This is a genomic window from Sorangium sp. So ce1014 (assembly GCF_051521505.1).
GTDB lineage: Bacteria > Myxococcota_A > Polyangia > Polyangiales > Polyangiaceae > Sorangium.
Window position 1 is genome coordinate 5,898,260 of sequence record NZ_CP150356.1, and the last position, 23,649, is coordinate 5,921,908.

13 protein-coding genes are annotated in these 23,649 nt (G+C 70.2%); 6 read left to right on the forward strand and 7 right to left on the reverse strand.

Annotation, left to right across the window (positions count from 1 at the left end; genetic code table 11):
* Positions 1–31: 31 nt before the first annotated feature.
* The gene (locus WME75_RS22205; RefSeq protein ID WP_437494257.1) at positions 32–1,156 is read right to left on the reverse strand and encodes a M50 family metallopeptidase; all 1,125 of its coding nucleotides are present in this window, start codon (positions 1,154–1,156) and stop codon (positions 32–34) included.
* Positions 1,153–2,115, reverse strand: coding sequence for a class I SAM-dependent methyltransferase (locus tag WME75_RS22210; RefSeq protein WP_437494260.1), 963 nt, complete (start codon positions 2,113–2,115; stop codon positions 1,153–1,155). The genes WME75_RS22205 and WME75_RS22210 overlap by 4 nt, the downstream gene beginning before the upstream one ends.
* 276 nt (positions 2,116–2,391) lie before the next feature.
* Here WME75_RS22210 and WME75_RS22215 point away from each other — a divergent pair, with 276 nt between their 5' ends.
* Positions 2,392–2,886, forward strand: a complete 495-nt coding sequence (locus WME75_RS22215; RefSeq protein WP_437494263.1) for a cupin domain-containing protein — start codon at positions 2,392–2,394, stop codon at positions 2,884–2,886.
* Between the two features lie 231 nt (positions 2,887–3,117).
* Entirely contained in the window at positions 3,118–4,368 is a 1,251-nt protein-coding gene (locus WME75_RS22220; protein ID WP_437494266.1) for a zinc-dependent alcohol dehydrogenase, read from the forward strand.
* Between the two features lie 398 nt (positions 4,369–4,766).
* On the opposite strand, the gene WME75_RS22225 is transcribed toward WME75_RS22220, so the two are convergent.
* On the reverse strand, positions 4,767–5,570 hold the full coding sequence (locus tag WME75_RS22225; protein WP_437494269.1) for an SDR family oxidoreductase: 804 nt from the start codon (positions 5,568–5,570) through the stop codon (positions 4,767–4,769).
* The gene (locus tag WME75_RS22230; RefSeq protein WP_437494271.1) at positions 5,567–5,701 is read right to left on the reverse strand and encodes a hypothetical protein; all 135 of its coding nucleotides are present in this window, start codon (positions 5,699–5,701) and stop codon (positions 5,567–5,569) included. Before WME75_RS22230 ends, WME75_RS22225 begins: the two co-directional genes overlap by 4 nt.
* An 83-nt stretch (positions 5,702–5,784) precedes the next feature.
* Between WME75_RS22230 and WME75_RS22235 the strand changes: the two genes are divergently transcribed.
* Positions 5,785–6,180 (forward strand): winged helix-turn-helix transcriptional regulator, encoded by a 396-nt coding sequence (locus WME75_RS22235; RefSeq protein WP_437494274.1) that lies wholly within the window; start codon positions 5,785–5,787, stop codon positions 6,178–6,180.
* Between the two features lie 453 nt (positions 6,181–6,633).
* Here the strand turns inward: WME75_RS22235 and WME75_RS22240 are convergent, their stop codons facing one another.
* Positions 6,634–12,348 carry a sensor histidine kinase gene (locus WME75_RS22240; protein WP_437494277.1) on the reverse strand — a complete coding sequence of 1,905 codons (5,715 nt, stop codon included), beginning with the start codon at positions 12,346–12,348 and terminating at the stop codon, positions 6,634–6,636.
* A 517-nt stretch (positions 12,349–12,865) separates the two neighbouring features.
* Between WME75_RS22240 and WME75_RS22245 the strand changes: the two genes are divergently transcribed.
* Positions 12,866–13,468, forward strand: a complete 603-nt coding sequence (locus tag WME75_RS22245) for a GNAT family N-acetyltransferase (protein ID WP_437494280.1) — start codon at positions 12,866–12,868, stop codon at positions 13,466–13,468.
* A 60-nt stretch (positions 13,469–13,528) separates the two neighbouring features.
* Positions 13,529–14,554 carry a cation diffusion facilitator family transporter gene (locus WME75_RS22250; protein WP_437494283.1) on the forward strand — a complete coding sequence of 342 codons (1,026 nt, stop codon included), beginning with the start codon at positions 13,529–13,531 and terminating at the stop codon, positions 14,552–14,554.
* A gap of 34 nt (positions 14,555–14,588) precedes the next feature.
* On the opposite strand, the gene WME75_RS22255 is transcribed toward WME75_RS22250, so the two are convergent.
* Positions 14,589–20,291: a sensor histidine kinase gene (locus tag WME75_RS22255; protein ID WP_437494286.1), complete on the reverse strand. Its 5,703-nt coding sequence runs from the start codon at positions 20,289–20,291 to the stop codon at positions 14,589–14,591.
* A 122-nt stretch (positions 20,292–20,413) separates the two neighbouring features.
* Positions 20,414–22,306 carry a phosphoenolpyruvate carboxykinase (GTP) gene (locus WME75_RS22260; protein ID WP_437494888.1) on the reverse strand — a complete coding sequence of 631 codons (1,893 nt, stop codon included), beginning with the start codon at positions 22,304–22,306 and terminating at the stop codon, positions 20,414–20,416.
* A gap of 517 nt (positions 22,307–22,823) precedes the next feature.
* Between WME75_RS22260 and WME75_RS22265 the strand changes: the two genes are divergently transcribed.
* Positions 22,824–23,645 carry an SAM-dependent methyltransferase gene (locus tag WME75_RS22265; protein WP_437494289.1) on the forward strand — a complete coding sequence of 274 codons (822 nt, stop codon included), beginning with the start codon at positions 22,824–22,826 and terminating at the stop codon, positions 23,643–23,645.
* Positions 23,646–23,649: the final 4 nt, after the last annotated feature.

Consider the following 23,649-nt stretch of genomic DNA (forward strand, 5'->3'; position numbering starts at 1 on the left):
GGTGGATGCATTGCAAGGTAGGCGCCGGGGCCTACCGGAGGAACAGCGAGTACGCGCTGGCCCAGGCGATGAGCCAGCTGAGGAAGGTCCCTGCGACGACGGAGAGGTAAAGGAGCTTTCGCCGCGCGCTCAGGTCCTGCGTGCGCCCGGCGTCGCGGCGGAGCAGGCCGCGCGCGAACCGCCACGACTTCTGCCGGAGGCCGGGGATCCCCAGCACCTCGGTCAGGAAGAGATAGGTGTCCCCGTTGAACACCGGCAGCAGCGTCGGGATGACCGCGAGGGCCGAGGTCGCCGCCACGCGGACGCCGAAGACGCCGAGCTCCGAGCCGGGCGCCGCGAGCGCCCAGATCACCATGCCGACCGAGGCGCACGCCAGGCTGGCGAGGGGCCCCATGACGATGCTCACGACGCGCTGTCGCTTCGTCATGCGCGACCACTCTCGCTGGACGGGGCGGGCCCAGCCCGTCACGAAGAGGAGGTAGGCGCCGAGGCCCATCTCGCTGATGCGCACGCCGTACGCCTTGCAGGGCAAGGCATGGCCGAGCTCGTGGCACACTACGGACGCGATCATGATCGGGTAGTGCCACGGCAGCCAGCCCCAGCCCGTGTACGCCAGCACGAGATCGCCCGAGAACGCGTGCCATCTCAGCCCGGCGATCCAGGCGCCCGCGGCGATGAGCGCGAGACAGCCGTAGACGAGCCACCGGCTGACGAGCACCGGGGCGGCGCGCGCGAGCCGGTCGAGGTGCTCGTCGGGCTTCAGGTTGATGAGCGGCACGAGCAGCAGCGACTTGAGCGGCCCGAAGCTGATGCCGGCGAAGGGGTCCTTGCGGGCCCTCTCGGGGCGGCTCGAATCGAGGAGGATGCCGAGGCCGACGAGGCGCTGCTCGAACTGCGCGAGCTTCTCGGCGGACAGCCGCGGGGACACGCACGCCCGCGCCTGCTCCAGCACCTCGTCGCGGGATCGGCGCCCGTCGAAGAGCCTCGCCAGGGTGAGCTCCGCTTTTCCCAGCGCGAACGACGTGTCCGTGGCGCGGTCGTAGAGCGCGAAGCGGCGCGGGTCCGGCCCCTCGCCCTCCGCGGGCCCGACCACCTCGATGTCCGGCGAGAGGAGCGGGAAGGCCGCCGCGCTGGTGGAGCTCTTGTCGCCGGTCACGCGACGCCCTTGGCGTCTCGGTTGGGCGCTGCGTCGACCGCGACGCCGCCCGCCGCCAGGCGCTCCTGCAGCGCGCGAGGGTCGTCGCGCTTTCCGCTCCGGATGAGCGCGCGGACGACCTCCGGGGCGGGCACGTCGACCGCGCGTCCCAGGCAGTAGACGCCCCCCGGGCGGGTCGGCCCGCAGAGGGGCGCGTCCGTGGTGAAGAGGGGCTCCCAGCCATGCTTGACCATGAGCAGCTCCAGCGAGCTCGCGGTCAGGTACCGGCGGTGGTTGTGGCTGAAATGGCCGCTCAGGATGCCCTGCCCGAGCGCGCGCCCCTCGAGGAAGAGCAGCGCGCCGGGCCTGGAGGCCCTGCGGCACAACGAGAGCGTGTGGTTCGCGTCGTAGACATGCTCGAGCGAGCCGGTGATGACGACGAGATCGTACTCGTCGGCCGGCAGGTCCATGTCCTCCGCGTCGACAACGACAAGCGGCAGCCCCAGCCGATCCTTGCCGTGGTTGACGAAGCCGATATCAGGATCCGTCCCCAGCCCCGTCCACCCGCGCCGCAGAAAGCTGACCATGAGGCCGCCGGCGGAGCACCCCACGTCGAGGAGCTTCCCCGGCTCCTTGAGATAGCCCCTCTCGGTGAGGCTCCTGTAGAGCAGCTCGCCGCGCCGCACCTGGTCGGAGATGAACGCCTTCTCGGGCTCGCTGCTCCCGAAGAGGAGGCTCCGGTAATAGGTGTTGTAGAAGGTCGTGTAGAAGTGCCTGTTGAAGCGCGGATTCTGCATCATGAATCCGCAGGCGGTACAGCACTGGATCGGCAGCTTCCCGAAGGCGTCCTTGCCGATGTCGACGATGTCCGCGACCGTGACAAAATCGGCTCCGCCGCAGACCTCGCAGTCGACCGCCGACGCCGTGACCCCCTCCGTGATACCGATATGACGCAAGTAATCGACGAGGAACGATTCCATCGAGCCCTCATTGCAGGACCGCATGCGTCAGCGCACGGCCGGCGTGTCGGGCGGCAGGATGCATGCTCACCATACAGGGGTCAAGCCAGTATTTCGATCAGGGTTCGCCGGACTTCAGCCGTACGCGGCCGAGCCGGGCTGTGATCTCACAGGACTGTAACTCTCCATTCGCCGACGTGTCGCCCTGGCGATATCGTGCCGCACCGGCAGAGCCTGCCATCGGCAAGGGCCGACCTGGCGGAAGAGTTGGTGTATCCTGGGCAAGGAGATTCCCCGATGAAAAATCCGCAAGACGACCACGGCGAGCACGGCGGCGAGGCGCGCTGGAAGCATGACGGCGTGCAGGTGATCTCCGGCGATCAGCTCGACCCGAACACGGCCCAGACGGAGGGCATGGATCGCAGGGCCGCGATCAACCACGCCCGCGTCGGCGCGCAGAAGCTGTGGGCCGGGACGGTGAAGATCCACCCGAACGCCAAGACGGGCGCCCATCACCATGGGCCGCTGGAGAGCGTCATCTTCGTGGTGAAAGGCCGGGCGCGCATGCGCTGGGGCGACCGGCTCGAGTTCACGGCCGAGGCGGGCGCCGGCGACTTCATCTATGTGCCCCCCTTCGTGCCGCACCAGGAGATCAACGCGAGCGCGGACGAGCCGCTCGAGTGCGTGCTCGTGAGGAGCGACGGCGAAGCGGTCGTGGTCAATCTGGACATCACGCCGGCGGAGAGACCGGAAGCGGTCGCCTGGATCGATCCGATCCACCGCGCGCCGTAGACAATCGGCCTCAGGTCCCCTCGAGACGAGCTCTGCGGCGCCTGCGGCAGGCGGCCACGCGAGAGGCAAAATGTCACGCGCTGCTCCCGCGCCGCGGCCGCGGGCGACGCGCCTTCAGCGGGCGCGGCTCGGAGCGCGTCCGCTTGGCACCTCGGTTGCTCCGCCTGCGGCCGCAGCGCCCCTGTCCTGCGACCAGCCTGGAGCGCGATGGGGGGGAGAAAGCGAGAACCCATGAAGGCGGTAGTCTTTCACGGCATCGGCGAACTCCGGATGGACGACATCAAGGAGCCCAAGATCAAGGCTCCGACTGACGCCATCATCCGCATCACGGCAAGCGCCATCTGCGGCACCGACCTCCACTTCGTCCGCGGCACGATGCCCGGGATGGTGCCGGGCACGGTGCTCGGCCACGAGGCCGTCGGCGTCGTCGAGGAGCTCGGCGCCGACGTCAGGAACCTGAAGAAGGGCGACAGGGTGGTCGTGCCGTCGACGATCGCGTGCGGCTATTGCTCGTACTGTCGCGCCGCGTACTACGCGCAATGCGACAACGCGAACCCGAACGGCAAGCACGCGGGCACGGCGTTCTTCGGCGGGCCCAAGATGTCAGGCCCCTTCGACGGACTCCAGGCCGAGCTCGCGCGCATCCCTTTCGCCAACGTCGGGCTCGTCAAGCTCCCGAACGGCGTCAGCGACGACCAGGCCATCCTGCTCTCGGACATCTTCCCCACTGCGTACTTCGGCGCCGAGCTCGCCGAGATCCGGCCCGGCGACACCGTGGCGGTCTTCGGCTGCGGCCCCGTCGGCCTGTTCACGATCGCGAGCGCCAAGCTCATGGGCGCGGGCCGCATCATCGCGATCGATCAGGTGCCCGACCGCCTCGAGATGGCGCGCGACCAGGGCGCCGAGACCGTCGACTTCTCCGCCGAGGATCCGCTCGTCGCGATCCTGCGCCTCACCGGCGGCATCGGCGTGGACCGGGCGATCGACGCCGTCGGCGTCGACGCCGAGCGCCCCCACGACGGTCCGGCCCGCAAGCAGGCGAAGCAGGACGCCAAGGCGTTCGACCTGGAGGTCAAGCAGATCTCCCCCGACGCGCGCACCAAGGGCGACACCTTCCGCGCCGGCGACGGGCCGTCACAGGTGCTGCAGTGGGCCGTCCGGTGCGTGGCCAAGGCGGGGACCCTCTCCGTGATCGGGGTCTACCCGCAGACGTCGCGCACGTTCCCCATCGGCGAGGCCATGAACAAGAACCTCACCCTCCAGATGGGCAATTGCAACCACAGGAAGTACATCCCGAAGCTCGTGGATCTTGTGCAGACCGGCCAGGTGGATCCCACCACGATCATCACCAAGCAGGCGCCGCTCGAGTCGGCGATCGACGCCTACAAGGCGTTCGATCGACGGGAGGCCGGGTGGGTCAAGGTCGAGCTCCGCCCGTCGGCGGCGGGGACACCCGCCCACCTGAGCCGCGCCGTCGCGTAGCCCGGCGCAGCTTCCTCGAGGCGGGTCGAATGTTGAACCTTCGGACTGGGCTCGGATCGTCTGCTGGATCGTGGACCGAGCAGGGGTAGACAACAAAAGGCGACGAGTTAGACAGACCTGGTTCGGCGGCCTTGGTTGCCCCATCGACTGATAGTTGGGCGGGCACGAAACGCTACCCAAATGGCTCCGCGCCCGCAAAGACCGGGCCGAGATCCTAAAGCGGCTTCATCGATTGCAAGGCGACGGCGATGTGTAGCCGCGCCTCTCAGACGGTACTCCCCAACAAGCGGCTGATGCTGACGGTGCGCCGAGCCTCGCTGCGCTCGGCGCGGCGCCCCGCAGCACACCCGCAGGTTCGGCGGGCGCGCGTTGTGCCCAGGTGGGCCCGGTATTTGCCGTCAAACGGTGGGCACAGTGCCCCCGTCGATCAGGTACTCGCTCCCATGGATGGACGCCGCCCTGTCGGAGGCAAGGAACGCGACGAGCTCCGCGACCTCTTCGGGCCATGCGGGACGCCCGATGGGGATACCACCGAGCGCGTTCATGATGCCCTGCCGGGCCGTGTCGTCATCTGTACCGGCGTGCTCGGCGAGGCGCTTCACCAGGGCGTCGGCGGCCGTCGTGCGGATCCATCCCGGGGCGATCGAGTTCACGCGGACGCCCTTCGGCCCCAGCTCCTTGGAGAGCGCCTTGCTGTACGTGGACAGCGCGGCTTTCGCGGTCGCGTACGCGATCGTCGAGTCGTGGAGCGGGAGGCGGCGCTGGATGGACGAGACGTGGAGGACGACCCCCGAGCCTCGCGCGATCATGTGCGGGAGGAGCGCGCGGTCGAGACGCACGGCCGCCATGAGGTTGAGCGATAGCTCGTCGTGCCAGATGTCCTCGGTGAGCGCCGCAAAGCCGCCGCCCGGCGCAGAGGAGCCGCCGAGGGTGTGGACCAGGAGGTCGATCCCGCCAAGCTCGCCCAGGACCGCGCGGACGACGGCGTCCACCCCCGCTGCCGTGGCGAGGTCGGCCTGTACGAACACGTTCGGCGACTGGCCTGCAGGGAGCGCAGAGCGCGCCGCGGTCGCAATCACGGCGCCCCCAGCGCCGAGGCGGCGGACGATGGCCTCGCCCGCCCCCTGGGTGCCGCCTGTGACGAGCACGCGCTTGCCGGCGAACTCCTCGGGATCGATCGAGAATCTTCGGGGCGTGTTCATCCGTCGATCTCCAGGCGCGCGATCTGATCTCGACGGACGACGGCGTCGTCAGTGAAGTAGGCGAGCATGGCATCGACGCTTCGCGCGTTCTGCGCGGCGACGTACCCTGCGAGCGGTTCGGGAGCTTGCATGGTGGATGAGTCCTCCTGGGGGACGATGACCCGAGGCCCGTCACGTGGGCCCCTCGCACGCAGAGTTGGGCTAGGCTCATCGGGTGGCAAGAACGCACAAAAAGGTGGGGTACGCACCCGAAGGTGAGTACGACGAGCCGGCCACCCCCGAGATCGCCGCCGAGCGCGTCGAGCAGGCCCTCGAGCTCGTCAAGGGGCGCTGGAAGCTCGTGATCCTCTTTCGCCTCTTCGGAGGGAAGGTGCAGCGCTTCTCGGAGCTCGAACGCGCCATCCCCGGCGTCTCGCAGAAGATGCTGATCCAGCAACTCCGGCAGATGGAGCGCGACGGGATGGTCTGGCGCGTCACGCACCCCGAGGTGCCGCCCCGGGTCGAGTACGGGCTCACCGCGTGGGGACAAGCGCTCTGCCCGGCGCTGGACACGCTGCTGCGATGGGCAGCGAAGCGCGGCGCGTCCTCTCCCGTCGATGCGCGTTCGTGATGGCTGCCCCGGTGGAGCGCCCCGCCGCGCGCGCTCAGAATTGCGGTCCGGAGGGGTCCCGACCCCCCTTCTGGCACAAGATCGAGGGCGTTCCCCGGGCTGATGGCACAAAAATGCGACGCAGATCGCGGTTTTTGGCACAATTTTGCCTCGAATGGCGCTCTGCAGAACGTCGTCGAGGGGTCGGGACCCCGGTGTGTCGCAATGCATTGCGTTTGTGCCAGTGCCGGACCCCCCTCACCTGGCACAGACCAGGGTCGGCTTGGCACAGATCAGGGGCGCTGCTCGCTCCGTGGCACGCCGCAAGAGCGGCGGAGCGAAGGCGCCGGGCTGCCGCGGCGATCAGCTGGGCCTCGCTGCGCGTCGCGCCGCGGTCGGGGCACGCTGCCGGACGGCGATCGCGGCCTTCAGGCCCGCCCGCAAGCTCCGGAAGGCCTCACGCGAGTCCGAAGTTCAGCACGGCGCTCCAGGGCCGCGAGAGATCCCACGGGCGGCGCGCGGGAGCTCGACGAGGAACGTGGCGCCGGCGCCGGGCACGCTCTGCACACGGATTGACCCGCCGTGCGCGTCCGCGATCCTGCGGCTGATGTAGAGCCCGAGCCCCAGCCCGCCGTAGTGCCGGTCGGACACGGCGCGCTCGAAGCGCTCGAAGATCCGCGCCTGCCGCGCCGCGTCGATGCCGATCCCGTGATCCGTGATCGCCAGCCGCGCAATGCCACCCTCCTCTCCGAGGAAGATCTCGACGGGCTTGCCCGCTCCGAATTTGATCGCATTGGCAAGGAGGTTCGTCACGATCTGGCCGACGCGGGAGCGATCCCAGAGGCCCACGATCCGGCCGCCGTCCCGTAGCGAGACCGAGCACCCGGCCCGCTCCAGATCCAGCTTGAATCGCGCGATCACGTCGCGGACGACCGCCCCGAGGTCCACCTCCTCGACCGCGAGCGGGAGCCGATCGACGTGGATCCGCGAGACGTCGAGGAGCTGGTTGTTCAGGCGGGTCAGGCGCGTCGCCTGCCGCAGGGCGCGATCGATCTGCCTGCCGATGGCCCGCGGATCCCAGGCTCGACCCGGCTGGAGGGCCCGATCCATGGCCTCGAGCGAGAGCGTCAGCGACGTCATCGGCGTGTTGAGCTCGTGCGTCGCCACGGTGAGGAACTCGTCCCGCGCGCGGATGGCCTCCTGGGCGGCGCGGTAGAGCCGCGCATTGTCGATCGCCATCGCGGCCCGGCGCGCCACTTCCTGCACGAGCTCGAGGTCGGCATCCCCGTAGCGGCGCCCCGGCGCCGACGAGACGACGCCCAGCGCCCCGATCCTCTGTCCCCGGGCCACGAGCGGCACCGTGATGGCACTGTAGGTCCCGAGCTCGCGGATGAGCCTCGCGTGCCCATCGTCCTCGCATTGCTCCCGGAGGACAGCTTCGGAGATCTCGGGGAGCAGGAGCGGCTCACCGGTCCGCAGGACCCTGGCCGCGGGGTGGGGCGAATCCCGGTGAGGAGGATACCGCCGCTCCAGCTCGTCGAACAACAACTCCTTCGCGGGGTCTCCATGTGCCCATGAAATTCGCCGGATCTCTCCGTCTTCCACCACCTCGATCGTGCACCAGTCGCAGAGCGATCGCACCGAGAGCCGCGCGAGCCGAGAGAGCGTCTCCGCGTAATCGAGCGACCCGGCGAGGATCTCCCCGGCCTCGGCCAGGAAGGCCGCGCGCCGCTCCGCCGCCTCGGCCGCGGTCCGCGCGGCCTGCTCCCTGGAGAGGAGCCGCGCGTTCTCCAGCGAGATCGCTGCCTGTGTGGCGAGGAGCGAGAGGGCGGTGAGCCGCTCCGACGTGAACGCGCCCTCGACGAGGTTGTTCTCGAGGTAGAGCAGGCCCACCACCTCGCCCTGCCTCAGGATGGGCACGCAGAGCAGCGACCTGGGCCCAACTCGCGCGAAGTAATCGTCGCCGGAGAACTTGCCCGCGTCAGCGGCGGCATCGCGCAGGATGACGCGCTCCCTGGTCCGCTGCACGTAGCGGACGAGCGACATGGGGACGCGTGGCGAAGAATCGTCCCGCAAAGGCGCGAGGAGGATCGTCGCCGCCCCATTCTCTTCGACGGTCGCCTCCGCTTCAATGGAGAGGCTCCGGCCCTGGCACAGGATGAGGCAAGCTCTCTGCGCGCCGCCCTGCTCGAGGACGACCGTGAGCAGGGTGCGCAAGAGCTTGTCGAGCACGATTTCGCTCGAGATGGTCTGCGATGCCTTGGTCACCGAGAGCAGGTCGAGTTGCTCGGACCGCGCCGCGAAGGTGGCCGCCTGGGCGAGCGGCCTCGTATCCCAGAGGTGCGGACTCTGCTGGTCGATCTGCTTGACCTTGCCGTCCGCCCCCCAGCGAGCGTAGCAGGCGTGGGCCTCGCGGAGGTACGTGGCGGCGATCAGGTCGAACCCTCGCGCCCGGTAAACCCTCGACGCGATCTCGTAGGCGAGCGCCTCGTTGTGGACGAAGCCGCTCTCGCGCGCGGAGCGGATCGCCTGCTCGTACAGCTGCGCCGCCTTGTCCCATTCGCCGCCGATGCGCGCGATCTCGGCGCCGACCAGCGCCGCGCGGTCGCCGAAGTTTTCGGGGCAGCTCGAGGCCCAGACCTCGATCTGCTCGTGGTGGGCGATGAGCGCCGTGAGGTGCTCGGGCCGCTCGTCGGCAGATGGAGGTGCCGCGTCGTGGCGCGCTGGCCGCGCGAGCGCGCCGTGGGCGAGCGCGCTGTAAAAATGGTACTCGGCGATCTCGGGGAACGACGGCAACGTCCAGAGGAGCCGGTGTGCCTTCGCCGCGGCCTCGAGGGCAGAGGCGTAATCACCTGCGTAAAAACGCGCTCGCAGCTTGCAGATCCAATACAAGCACCTGGCGAACGAGAGGTGCGGATCGTCCTCGAGGCGCCGCTCGAACCGGCCCTCGTCGAAGTGGTCATCATCGAAGGAGCCGAGCGCCGACGTCAGGCCCCGGAGCGTCCTGATGAGCTTCAGCTGTCCGGTGAAGATGTCGACCATGAGGCCGAACGTCGCCTTCCGCGCGAACTCGAGCGCGCCCTCGGCCTCTCGCTGCACCTCGCCGAGCGGATATCCACCGGAGAGAAGGAGCAAGATCAAGCCGCCGAAGGTATAGAACGCATAGGTGAGATCGCCCGCCTCCTTCGCCGCGTGGAAGGCGCGTCGTAATGGATCGACGCTGGTGCGCATGTGCCTCGTCCAGGGGTTGACGGCGTACCAGAAGGCCACATAGACGCGGGCCTTGAAGCGGTCCAGCCCGTGCTTCTCCATGAGGTCGAGGCCGAGCTTGCCGAAGCGGAACCCCGCCCGGTAGTCGCCGAAGCGTGGCCCGAGGAGCGAGCCGAGCCGGACGTAAGCGAGGCACGATGCGTCGCTGTTGCCATGCTCGAGACTGAGGTTCACCATGCGAGCGACAAGGAGGCCGAGCAGGTTCTCGTCGGTGACCATGGCCGGCCCCTCGCACGACGCGAGGACGTCGACGGTCGCGCGGCAGTCCGGGTCGGTCATCAGGGGCAAGTCGAGGAGCTCCTCGATCGGGCGGCTCCCGAGCTGCCCCCACAGCCGCTCGTATTCCTGCTGTACCTCCGCGTCCGTCGGGTGCGGCGACCACTCGACGTCGACGCGCCGGAGGTATTCGAGGCATGCCTCCACGCTGCGGTCGCTTCGATCCAGGGTCATGTAAAGGGCTACGCGCACGGACGTGACGGCGCCGAGGTCGACGAGGCTCCGGGCGCGGCGCGAGAGCATGGAGAGCCGCTCCTCCGCCGCCCCGAGCTCGCCGGTCAGAAACTCACACTCGGCCCGGTGGCGCTCGAGCGGGAAGATGAGCTCGTACCGAAGGGACCAGCTGTCCTCTTCCAGGAACGCCGCGCCGGCGGCGAGGTACTTCAGCGCCGAAGCGAAGGCCGTCGACGCCTTGGCGCGCTTGCCGGCGATGAGATTGAGCTCAGCCGCACGCTCTCGCTCCTCGCGCGACGTGATCAGCCCGGCCCCCCGGTCGAGCTGATTCACGATCTCGAAGATCTTCTCCTCGAGCGCCTCCGGCGCCGTGCGCGACGCGAGCAGCCGGCCGATCTCGAGGTGCACCGCCGCCCGCTCGCCTTCAGGGATGAGCGAATAGGCCGCCTCCTGGACGCGGTCGTGGAGGAACTTGTAGGTGTTTTCCACGCGGAAGACGAGCCCCTCATGGGCTGCGTCCCAGAGATCCGCGTGCACCTCTCCCTCCGACCCGCCGTGAACCATCGTCAGGAGGGCGACCTCCGCGGTGTTTCCCAGACAGGCGAGCTGCTTCAGCGCTCCCTGGGCGCGCCGAGGGAGCCGCACGAGCTTGCCGACCATCAGGTCGACCACATTGTCGGTGAAGCCCTTCTCGCGGATCTTCGCCACGTCCCACCGGAAGGCCTCGGCACGCTCGTCGAACTCGATCAGCCGCTCTTCGTACAGCGCGGAGAGGAACTGGATCGCGAAGAACGGGTTGCCGGCCGTCTTCTCGTGGACGAGGCTCGCGAGCGGCGCGGCGTCCTCACGGCGGCAGCGCAGCGCGTCGCTGACGAGCGCGGCGAGCTGCTCCTGGGACAGCGACCCGAGCACGATGTCCGAGACGCGCGCGCCCTCCTTCCGCACCTGGTCGAGCACCCGCATGAGCGGGTGCGAGCGGCTCACCTCGTTGTCGCGGTACGCGCCGATGACGAGGAAATGCCGTATTTCTGGGTGCGTCACCAGATCACGAAGCAGCCCGAGGCTCGCCGAGTCGGCCCACTGGAGATCGTCGAGGAAGAGCGCGAGGGGGTGCTCCTTCCGGGCGAACACCCCGATGAAGTGCCGGAACACAACGCGAAACCGGCTCTGCGCCTCGGACGCCGGAAGCTCGGGCACCGGCGATTGCGGGCCGATGACGAGCTCGACCTGAGGGATAACCTCCACGATGAGCTGTCCATTCAACCCGAGGGCGCCGAGCAGCCGCTGCTTCCAGGCTGCAATCCGATCCTCACTCTCGGCGAGGATCTCGAGCACGAGCTCCCGGAAGGCCTGGACGAGCGTGGAGTAAGGGATGTCGCGCTTGTATTGATCGAACTTCCCCGAAAGAAAAAAGGCTCGTTCCCGGACGATCGGCCTGTAGAGCTCGTGGACCAGCGCCGACTTGCCGATGCCCGAATAGCCGGAGACCAGGACGAGCTCGGGGGCTCCCGTGCCGACCACGCGCTCGAACGCGCGCAGCAGCACGGCCACGTCGTCCTCGCGGCCGTAGAGCTGCTGGGGGATTTGCAAGCGGCCAGAGACATCGCGCTCGGCCAGGGGGAACGGCTCGATCCTGCCGGTGGCTCGCCACGCCGAAAGGCACCGCTCGAGATCGTGCTTTAGGCCGCGCGCGGTCTGGTAACGATCCTCCGCCATCTTGGCCAGGAGCTTCAGGACGAGCGCCGAGATGACTTCGGGCAGCTCCGGGACGAGCGCGGAGGGCGGCGGCGGGACGCGAGCGACGTGGCAGTGCACCCACTCGAGCGGGTCCCGCGCCTCGAAGGGTAGCCGCCCCGTGAGCATCTCATAGAACGTGACGCCGAGCGCATAGAGGTCGGTGCGGCTGTCGATCGCCCGGTTCATCCGCCCCGTCTGCTCCGGAGACAGGTACGGCAAGGAGCCCTCGATGAGCCGGGGCGGCCCCGCCGGCGGCTGCTCGCGGGACAGGCGGGACGCGAGGCCGAAGTCGGCGAGCTTGACCTGGCCGGTGGCTGCATTGACGAGGATGTTCTGGGGCTTGAGATCCTTGTGGAGGATGTCCCGCTGGTGGAGCGCCGCCACGCCCTCCACGATACGAACCGCGAGGTCGAGGAACCGCTCGGTTTTCATGGGCGCGTCCATGAAGTGGTCGAGCGACTCGCCGCCGAAATCCTCCAGGACGAGCGCCGGCAGCCCCTCGTACGTCTCGAGGGCGAGCGGCGCCAGGATGGCCTCGTGGCTCAGCATCTTGCCAATCGCGTACTCGTGCTTCAGGCGCTCGATGTCCTGCGGGCGGCTGCGCCTCGGGTCGAGGACCTTCAAGATCACCGGGCGGCCATCGGCGCTCCGCACCGCGCGAAGTAGGCTGGTCCTTTGGCCCTTGTGGAGGGTCTCGGAGATCGCGTAGGGGGAGGCCGGGCTCACCTCCATGGGGACCCTCTCCCTGGCGAGGACACGCCATGGAGCGCTGGCGCCCGGCGGCTCCGTGGGACAGGAGAGCTGCCGACGCCGGAACGGTCGAGTCCGCGCGCCTCGCCGAGGCGACGCAGCCGCACGGCCGGCGTGAGCGCATGGCGCCGGCCGGGCGCCGGATTCCCTGTCACGGACTCCCGCGGTCGTGCCATCCGAGGCCCCCTCTATCGATAGGTACCACGGCTGAGGCCCGGCAGTTCCGCGCTGCACCTCGCAGGCGCCGACGAGCAGCGATGCCCACGCTCACGTGCACGCCCGTCCACTCCCGCCCCGGCGCTGTGACGCGGCCGCGGAGGTCGAGGCACCGCCAACGTGAGCGTGCGCCTGCTCGATCTGTCGAGCGCATGGCTCGACGGAGCCAGCCGGGCGCCGGCACGTCCGTCAGCGCCATCACGCAGCGGGGATTATCCTCGCTCGAACCGTGAATTTCCCGCTCGAGCGGGGCCCGCCGCGGCGGCTAGCCTCGGAGGCCGCCATGGACCTCGACCCGTACCGCGCCCCGCTCCGGGGCGGCCGTCACTGCATCCTCCGGCAGATCTCGCGGGAGGACGCCGCTGCCCAGCTCGACCTCGAGCGGGCGATCGTGCGCGCGCGCCACGGCATCGTGAAGCACGAGGACGAGCTGCCCGTCGACGCGGCCGCCTACGCCGAGCAGCGGGAGCGCGCCGGGCTCACGGCGAAGGACGGCTCGGCGCTGTGCCTGGCCGCCGAGCTGGAGGGGGGCGGCCTCGTCGGGGAGGTGACGCTCCTCCGGTTCAAGCCCCGGATGGTGCGCCACGTGGGGGTCCTCGGGATCGGCGTGCACCCGGAGGCGCAGGGGCTCGGGGTGGGCCGGGCGCTGATCGAGCGGCTGCTCGGGTGGGCGCGCGCGCACCGCGACGCGGACGGGGGGCGCGTGCGGCGGGTGGAGCTCTACGTGCGGGCCGACAACGCCCGGGCGATCGCGCTCTACCGGTCGTTCGGGTTCGCGCACGAGGGGACGCGCCGCGATTTCGTCCGTGGCGACGGCGGGGCGTTCGTGGACGACCTGATCATGGGCCTGCGACTGTCCGACGATGCGCCCGCCGCAGGCCGGTGAGGCGCGTCCTGCCCGCGGCGGGCATGACGGGCGCGGGCGCCGCGGGGTAGCCTCTCCGCGATGAGCGGACCGCCCAACGCCGCCCGCGCCGCCCCCCCCGGCGCCCTCCCCGACCCCACCGCCCTCCCCGGCCCTGGCGTTGCGCCCGCGGGCGCGCCTGCGCCCGCGGGCGCGCCCGCCCCCGCCGCCCGCCCCGACCCCGCCGCCCGCGCCCGCGCCGCGCTGCGCGCCGGGCGCATCGCGGCGCTGACCGCGGGCGGCCTCGCCCTCGGCAAGCTCATCGCCGGCCAGCTCGGCCATTCGATGGCCGTCACCGCGAGCGCCGTCGACTCGCTCACCGACCTCTTCGCCTCCTCGGCGAACGCCCTCGCCATCCAGCTCGCCCACGCCGCGCCCGATCGCTCCCACCCGTTCGGTCACGCGAAGATCGAGACGCTCGCGACCGCCGGTCAGGGCCTGCTCATCGGCGGCTCGGGGGTCTACCTGCTCATCGAGGGGATCCGGCGGCTGCTCTCGCCCGAGCCGCTCCGCCTCGCCGCCGTCACGCTCGGCACCATGGCCGCCGCCGCGCTGATCACCGCGGCGCTCGTGGCCTACCTCGGCCGCGTCGCCGCGCGCACCGGGTCGAGCGCCATCCAGGCCGACGCCGTCCACTACCGCACCGACATCGCCGCGAACGTCGCGGTCCTCCTCGGCGTCGCCCTCACCTACGCCACGGGCTTCTCCCGCATCGACGGCCTCCTGTCGATCGCGGTCGCCGTCTACATCCTCACGTCGGCGGGGACCCTCCTCCGGCTCGGCGTGCGCGACCTCATCGACACGAGCGCCCCCGAGGAGCGCGTCGGCGCCATCGAGGCCGCGCTCGACGCCATGCGCGCGCGCGGCGAGCTCCTCGGCCACCACGGGCTGCGCACGCGGATCGCCGGGAGCACGCTGTTCGTCAACGTGCACATCGAGCTCCCCGGCGACCTCCCCCTCGCCCGCGCGCACGCGAGGAGCGACCGCGCGCGCGACGCGATCCTGGCCGTCGAGCCCGACGCCGAGGTGCTCGTGCACATCGACGTCGAGCGCGACGAGCCGGCGTGACGGGCGGCCGTCCCCGCCGATCGCGCGGCGCCGCTCAGCCCGGCGGAGAGCTCGGCTCGGAGAGGCGCGGCGGCCCGGCGCACGGGAGCTCGACGAGGAACGTGGCGCCGGCGCCGAGCGCGCTCTCGACGTGGATCGAGCCGCCGTGCGCCTCCACGATCCTGCGGCTGATGTAGAGCCCGAGCCCCAGCCCGCCGTAGTTCCGCTCGGACACGGCGCGCCCGAAGCGCTCGAAGATCTGCTCCTGTCGCGCCGGATCGATGCCTATCCCGAGGTCCTTGACCGAGAGCCGCGCCGTCCCGGCCTCGTCCGTGACGAAGATCTCGACGGGCTTGCCCGCGCCGAACTTGATCGCATTGGCGAGGAGGTTGGTGACGATCTGGTCGATGCGGGAGCGATCCCAGAGGCCCACGATCCGGCCGCCGTCCTGCAGCGAGACCGAGCACCCCGCGCGCGCCAGATCCAGCTCGAACCGCTCGGCCACGTCGCGGACGATCACCCCGAGGTCGACCTCCGCGATCTCGAGCGAGAGCCGATCCGCCTGGGTCCGCGACACGTCGAGGAGCTCGCTGTTCAGGCGGGTCAGGCGCGCTGCCTGCCGGAGGGAGCGATCGACCTGCCTGCCGATGGCCTTCGGGTCCCAGGGTTGATCCGACTGGAGGGTCCGCTGAGCGGCCTCGAGCGAGAGCGTGAGCGACGTCATCGGCGTGTTGAGCTCGTGCGTCGCCACGGTGAGGAACTCATCCCGCACGCGGACGGCCTCCTGCGCAGCGCGGTAGAGCCGCGCGTTGTCGATCGCGATCGCGGCCCGGCGCGCCACTTCCTGGGCGAGCTCGAGGTCGGCCTCCCCGTAGCGGCGCTCCGGCGCCGACGAGACGACGCTCAGCACCCCGAGCGGCTGTCCCCGCATCACGATCGGCACGGTGATGAGGCTGCGCGTCCCGAGCGCGCGGATGAGCCTCGCGTGGCCCTCGTCCTCGCAGCAGCTGCGGAGGCGCTCCTCGGAGAGCTCGGAGATCAGGAGCGGGGCACCTCCCCGCAGGACCCTGGCCGCCGGGTGGGACGATTCCCGGCCAGGGGGATACCGCCGTCGTAGCTCCTCGAGCAACGACTCCTTCGCGGCGTCTCTGTGCGCCCAGGAGGTCCGCCGGGTCTCTCCACCTTCCACCACGTCGATGACGCACCAGTCGCAGAGCGATCGCACCGACAGCCGCGCGATGCGCGACAGCGTCTCCGCGTAATCGAGCGACCCGGAGAGGATCTCCCCGGCCTCGGCCAGGAAGGCCGCGCGCCGCTCCGCCGCCTCGGCCGCGGTCCGCTCGGCCTGCTCCTTGGCGAGCAGCCGCGCGTTCTCCAGGGAGATCGCCGCCTGTGTGGCGAGGAGCGAGAGGCTGGTGAGCCGATCCGGCGTGAACGCGCCGGCGAGGAGGTTGTTCTCGAGGTAGAGCAGGCCCGCCACCTCGGCCTGCCTCAGGATGGGCATGCAGAGGACCGATCTCGGCGTGCCCCGCGCGAAGCAGGCGTCGCCGGAGAACTTGCCCGCATCCGCGGCGTCATTGCCCAGGATGACGCGCTCCTTCGTCCGGTGGACGTAGCGGACGAGCGACACGGGGACGCGCCGGGAGACATCCTCCGTCGAGCGCGGGAGGACGATCGTCGCCGCCCCGCTCTCCCCGACGGTGGCCTCGGCCTCGATGGAGAGGCCTTGGTCCTGAACCAGGACGAGGCACGCTCTCTGCGCGCCGCCCTGCTCGAGGACGGCAGTGAGCAGCGTGCACAGGAGCTTGTCGAGGACGATCTCGCTGGAGATGGCCTGCGACGCCTTGATCACCGAGAGCAGGTCGATCTCCTCGGGCCGCGCCGCGAAGGTGGCGGCCTTGGCGGGCGTCCTCGAGTCGCAAAGGGAGGGGTTCCGCTGATCGAGCAGCCTGACCTTGCCGTCCGCCCCCCAGCGCGCGTAGCAGGCGCGGGCCTCGCGGAGGTACGTGGCGGCAAACAGGTCGAACCCGCGCGCCCGGTAGAACCTCGACGCGATCTCGTAGGCGAGCGCCTCGCCGTGGACGAAGCCGCTCTCGCGCGCCGAGCGGATGGCCTCCTCGTAGAGGCGCTCGGCGTCGAGATCCCGGCCCTCCAGGCGCGCGATCTCGGCGCCGACGAGCGCGGCGCGGCTGCCGAAGTTCTCGGGGCAGCTCGAAGCCCAGACCTCGAGCTGCTCGTGGTGGGCGGCGAGCGCCGCGAGGTGCTCGGGCCGCTCGCCTTTCGACGCGGGCGCCGCCCCGCAGCGCGCCGCCCGCGTGAGCGCGCCATAGAAATGGTAGTCGGTAACGTGGAGGAACGACCGCATCGTCCAGAGGAGCCGCTCCGCCTTCGTCGCCACGGCGAGGGCAGAGTCGTAGTCGCCGGCGTGGAAGTGTGCCTGGAGCCTGAAGATCCAGTACCAGCAGGCGGCCAGCGAGAGGCGTGGATCGCTCTCCAGATGCTGCTCGAACCTGGCCTCGTCAAAGCTCGCGTCGTTGAAGGAGGAGAAGCTGGGCGTCAGACCGCGGAGGCACCGGACGAGCTGCAGCTGCGCGATGATGCAATCAAAGATGAGACCGAACCTCGCCTCCCGTACGAACGCGAGCGCGCTCTCGGCTTCGTGCTGCACGTCGCCGAGCGGCTCTCCCTTGGAGAGCAGGATCAATATCGAGGCATTGCGGGCATAGGCTGCGAAGGTGAGGTCACCGGTCTCGCTCGCCATGTCGAAGGCGCGCTGCATCAGCTCGAGGCTCGTGCGCATGTGCCTCGCCCAGATATTGACCAGGCACCCGAAGTCCAGGTAGACGCGGGCCTTGAAGCGGTCGAGCCCATGCTGGTCCACCAGATCGAGGCCGAGCTTGCCGAAGCGGTACGCGGCGCGGTAGTCGCCGAAGCGCGCGCCGAGGACCACGCCAACATGGACATAGCCGAAGCACGATCCGTCGCTGTTGCCATGCTCGAGGCTCAAGTTCGCCATGCGACCGACGACGAGGCTGTGCAGCTTCTGGTCGGTGAACAAGGCCGGCGCCTGACCCCGGTTGAGGATGTCCATGATCGCGCGAATGACCGGATCGGTCATCGGCGGCAGGTCGACGAGCGCCTCGATCGGCCGGCTCCCGAGCTGCCGCCACAGCCGCTCATACTCCTGCTGCACCTCCTCGTCCGTCGGGTGCGGCGACCAGCGGACGCCGGCGCGCTGCAGGACCTCGAGGCAGGTCTCGACGGCGAGCTCGCTGCGATCCAGCGTCGTGTAGAGATCCGCGCGCACACACGCGACCGCCGCTGCGTCGACGAGGTTCCCTGCGCGGCGCGAGAGCATCGAGAGCCGCTCCTCCGCCGCCCCGAGCTCCCCGGTCAGGTACTCGCACTCGGCCCGGTGGAGCTCGAGCGCAAAGGCGAGCTCGTACCGCTGCTCCCAGCGGTCTTTCCTCAGGAACGCGGCGCCGGCAGCCAGATACGTCAACGCCGAGGCGAAGGCCGCCGACGCCTTGGCGCGCTTGCCGGCGGCGAGGTTGAACCTGGCGCACCGCTCTCGCTCCTCCCACGACGTGATCAGCAGAGCGCCGCGGTTGAGCTGGTTGACGATCTCGAAGATCTTCTCCTCGATCTCCTCCGGCGCGGTGCGCGACGCGAGCAGCCGTCCAATCTCGAGGTGAACCGCCGCCCGCTCGCCCTCGGGGATGAGCGAATAGGCGGCCTCCTGCACCCGGTCGTGGAGGAACCTGTACGCGCCGTCGAAGCGCAGGACCAGGCCCGCGCAGACCGCGTCCCAGAGATCGGCGTGGGCGTCTTGCTCCGAGCCGCCGCGGATCATCGCCAGGTGGGCGACCTCCGCGGTGTTCCCCAGACAGGCGAGCTGCTTCACCGCGCCCTGGACGCGCGGAGGGAGCCGCACGAGCTTGCCGACCATCAGGTCGACCACGTTGTCGGTGAAGCCCTTTTCACGGATCCTCACCACGTCCCACCGGAAGGCCCCGGCGCGCCCGTCGAAGTCGATCAGCCGCTCTTCGTGCAGCGCGGCGAGGAACTGGATCGCGAAGAAGGGGTTGCCGGCCGTCTTCTCGTGGACGAGGTCCGACAGCGGCGCGGCGTCCTCGCGGCGGCAGCGCAGCGCGTCGCTGACGAGCGCGGCGAGGTGCTCCCGGGAGAGCGAGCCGAGCACGATCGGCGAGATGCTCACGCCCTCCTTCCGCAGAGGGTCGAGCGCCAGCATGAGCGGGTGCGAGGGGGTCACCTCGTTGTCGCGGTACGCGCCGATGATCAGGAGATGGCGCGTCTCCGGGTGCGTCAGCAGATCGCCAAGGAGCCCGAGGCTCGCCGAGTCGCTCCACTGGAGATCGTCGAGGAAGAGCGCGAGGGGGTGCTCCTGCCGGGCGAACACCCCGATGAAGCGCTGGAACACGACGCGGAACCGGTGCTGCGCCTCGATCGGCGGGAGCTCGGGGACCGGCGGTTGCCGGCCGATGATGAGCTCGACCTGGGGGATGACCTCCACGATCAGCTGTCCGTTGGCCCCTAGCGCGCCGAGCAGCCGCTGCCGGAAGGCCGCGATCCGGTCCTCGCTCTCGGCGAGGGTGTCCAGCACGAGCTCCCGGAAGGCCTGGACGAGCGTGGAATAAGGGATGTCGCGCTTGTACTGATCGAACTTCCCCGAGAGAAATAGGGCTCGTTCCCGGACGATCGGCCTGTAGAGCTCGTGGACCAGCGCCGACTTACCCATACCGGAATAGCCGGAGACCAGGACGAGCTCGGGGGCTCCGGTGCCCGCCACGCGCTCGAACGCGCGCAGCAGCGCGGCCACGTCCTCCTCGCGGCCGTAGAGCTTGTGAGGGATCTGGAAGCGGCCGGTGGCATCGCGCTCGGCCAGCGGGAACGGCTCGATCTTGCCGGTGGCCCGGCGCTGCGAGAGGCAGCGCGCGAGGTCGTGCTTGAGGCCGCGGGCGGTCTGGTACCGATCCTCCGCCGCCTTGGCCAGGAGCTTCAGGATCAGCGCCGAGAGCACCTCGGGCAGCTCCGGGACGAGCGCCGAGGGCGGCTGCGGGGCCCGGGCGACGTGGCAGTGCACCCACTCGGGCGGGTCCCGCGCCTCGAAGGGCAGGCGCCCGGTGAGCATCTCGTAGAACGTGACGCCGAGCGCGTAGAGGTCGGAGCGGCTGTCGATCGCCCGGTTCATCCGGCCCGTCTGCTCCGGAGACATGTACGGCAAGGAGCCCTCGATGAGCCGGGGCGGCCCAACCGGCGGCTGCTGGCGGGAAAGGCAGCACGCGAGGCCGAGGCCGGCGAGCTTTACCTGGCCGGTGGCCGCGTTGACGAGGAGGCTCTCGGGCTTGAGATCCTTGTGAAGGATGTTCCGCTCGTGGAGCTCCGCCACGCTGGCCGCGATACGAACCGAGAGCTCGAGGAACCGGTCGACCTCCATCGGGCCGTCGAGGCAGCGGTCGAGCGGCTCGCCGCCGAAATCCTCGATGACGAGCGCTGGCAGCCCCTCGTGCGTCTCGAGCGCCAGCGGCGTCACGATGGCCTCGTGGCTCAGCATCTTGCCGATCGCGTACTCGTTCTTCAGGCGCTCGACGTCGCGCGGGCGGCTCCGCCTCGGGTCGAGGACCTTCAGGATCACCGGGAGGCCATCGGCGCTCCGGACCGCGCGCAGCAGGCTGGTCACCTGGCCCGCGTGGAGGGTCTCGGTGATCGCGTACCGGGAGGCAATGCTCATTTCCATGGGGGAGAGCCTCCGTGAAGCGCTGGCGCCCGGCGGCTTGGCATACCATGGCGATCGTCGCCGGCACAGGAGCACCCGAGTCCGCGCGCCTCGCGGAGGGGTCCGGGCTGCAATCCCGAGCCCTAGGCGCTCGCCTCGCCCTCGTCGCCGTCCTCGTCGTGCTCGTCGAGGTAGCGCTCGGGCGCGAGCTCCCACCGCTCCGGCGAGCGCCAGAGCTGCGACAGGAGCAGCTCGCGCATCAGCAAGAACTCCTTGGGCAGCCGGTCGTAGAGCCGCTCGAAGAGCTCACCGTGCGAGCCGAACTCGACCTTCCACGCCTCTCTGTCGACCGCCATCAGCTGGTAGAACCGCTCCTTCGAGAAGCGATCCATGCCCCGCCACTCGATGTCCTCGTAGCGCGGCATCCAGCCGAGCGGGCTCTCCTCGGCGAAGCCGCGGCCGTGCACGCGATCGACGATCCACTTGAGGACACGCATGTTCTCGCCGAAGCCCGGCCAGAGGAAGTTGCCCTGATCGTCCTTGCGGAACCAGTTCACCGAGAAGATGCGGGGCGGATTGACGATCTGACGCCCCATCTGCAGCCAGTGGTTGAAGTAATCGCCCATGTGGTAGCCACAGAACGGCAGCATCGCCATCGGGTCGCGGCGGACCTGGCCGATGGTGCCGCCCGCCGCCGCCGTCATCTCCGAGCCGATCGTCGCCGCCATGTAAACGCCGAAGCCCCAGTTGAACGACTGGTACACGAGCGGCACCGTCGTCGCCCGCCGCCCGCCGAAGATGATCGCGCTGATGGGCACCCCGCTCGGGTCGTCCCAGCGCGGATCGATCGAGGGACACTGCGACGCAGGGGTCGTGAAGCGCGCGTTCGGGTGGGCCGCCTTGCGCCCGCTGTCCGGGGTCCAGGGCTTCCCCTGCCAGTCGATGAGCTCCGGCGGCGGCTCGTCCGTCATCCCCTCCCACCAGACGTCGCCGTCCGGCGTGAGCCCCACGTTCGTGAAGATCGTCCCCTTCCGGATGGTCGCCATCGCGTTCGCGTTCGACTTCTCCGACGTCCCCGGCGCCACGCCGAAATACCCCGCCTCGGGGTTGATCGCGTAGAGCTTCCCGTCCCGCCCGGGCTTCATCCAGGCGATGTCGTCGCCGACCGTCGTCACCTTCCAGCCCGCGAACGCCTTCGGCGGGATGAGCATCGCGAAGTTCGTCTTGCCGCACGCGCTCGGGAACGCCGCGGCGACATACGTCTTCTCGCCCTTCGGCGACTCGACCCCCAGGATCAGCATGTGCTCGGCCAGCCACCCCTGCTCCCGGCCGAGCACCGAGGCGATGCGCAGCGCAAAGCACTTCTTGCCGAGCAGCGCATTGCCGCCATAGCCGCTCCCGAACGACCAGATCTGCCGCTCGCCCGGGAAGTGGACGATGTACTTGTGCTCCGCGTTGCACGGCCACGGCACGTCGGCCTGCCCCGGAGCGAGCGGCATGCCGACCGAGTGCAGACACGGGACGAAATCGCCGTCGCCGAGCGCATCGAGCACCTTGCGCCCCATGCGCGTCATGATCCGCATGCTCGCGGCGACGTACGGCGAGTCGCTGAGCTCCACGCCGATGTGCGCGTAGGGCGAGCCGACGGGGCCCATGCTGAACGGGATGACGTAGAGCGTCCGGCCCCGCATCGACCCGGCGAAGAGCTGGCGCAGCGTGGCCTTCATCTTCTGCGGCTCGGCCCAGTTGTTCGTGGGGCCGGCGTCCTGCTTGCGCCGGCTGCAGATGAACGTGCGGTCCTCGACCCGCGCGACGTCGCTCGGGTCCGAGCGCGCGAGGTAGCTGTCCGGGCGCTTCTCCGGGTTCAGGCGGATGAGCGTGCCCGCCTTGACCATCTGGTCGCAGAGCGCGTCGTACTCCTCCTTCGAGCCGTCGCACACGTGCACGTTGTCCGGCTGGCAGAGCGCGACGACCTCCGAGATCCACTGCCGCAGCTTCTCGTTGGCGATCGACGATCGCAGCCCGGGGATCGAGATCGGCGGCGGCGGCTCGGAGTGGACCGAGTTCTGGATGCTCTGGCTGGCTGCTACGGACACTGGCGTACCCTCCTGATTCTCTGGGTCGAGCGGGTTTGCAAGGTGCAGGCCCTGCCCGCCCTCGATCACGATTCTGGCCGAAATGCGCCCGCCAGGCTGCATCGATTCTTCCTGAGCCTGGCCGCCGCAGCGCGGCCGCGCGCACCAGGTGCGCCCCGGGGCAAACGGTGCGCCGGCGATGCGCGCCGGCGATGCGCCCCCGTGACGTCGGTCGCCGTCGCGGCCGTACCGCGCGGACGATGACGATGCGGGTCGCGGAGCGGGCAAGCTCGGGGCGAGCGCGCCCGAGGACAGCGCCGCGCGCAGGCCGGGCGGAGCGCGCCCGAGGCGCCGGCGCACGTTCGATTGATCCCGGGTCGATGTCACGTTAGGGAGAAAAAGAAGTCATGGGGCCCGGGGGAACGACGATGGCTCGCCCCTTCGGCCGACGCGTGGACGCCGGCACAGGGCAGAGCGCATGTCAACCAATGGATCTCTCGTCGTCGTGGGAATCGGCATCCAGTGGGCCGGCCAGACGACCCTCGCAGCCCAGCGCGCCATCCAGCGCGCGGATCGCGTGCTCTTCGCGGTCGCCGACCCGTGGGCGGCGCGCTGGGTGCGCAGCCTGAACCCGGCGGCCGAGTCGCTGCCCTACGGACAGGGCAAGACGCCGCGACGGTCGATCTACGCCGAGATGGTCGAGCGTATCCTCGCCGAGGTGCGCAAGGGGCTCAAGGTCTGCGCGGTGTTCTACGGGCACCCGGGCGTGCTCGCGAGCGCGGCGCACGAGGCGGTCCGGCAGGCGCGCGACGAGGGGTTCTCGGCCCGGATGCTGCCCGGCGTCTCGTCCATCGACTGCCTCTTCGCCGATCTCGGGCTGGACCCTGGCCGCGACGGGCTCCAGCTCTTCGAGGCGACCGATTTCCTCATCCGGGGGCGGGAGATCGATGCCCGGACGCCGCTCGTGCTGTGCCAGATCGGCGGCGTCGGCAACGCCGGCGTCTTCGACCCCTCGGACGCCGCGCGCATCCGCCGCGGGCTGGAGGCCCTCGTCGAGCGCCTGGGCCAGACCTACCCGGCCGCCCACGAGGCGGTGATCTACGAGGCGGCCGCGCACGCGCTGACCTCGCCTCGGCTGGACCGGGTGGCGCTCTCGGCGCTCGCGGCGGCGCGGGTGGACGACATCTCGACGCTGTACGTGCCGCCGATCGCGCGGGCGGCCGTCGACCCGGACGTGCTGGAGCGCATCGGCTGGGACGGCGGCGCCGGAGCCGGGGTGAATTCAACGCTTGTGCACTGATGAG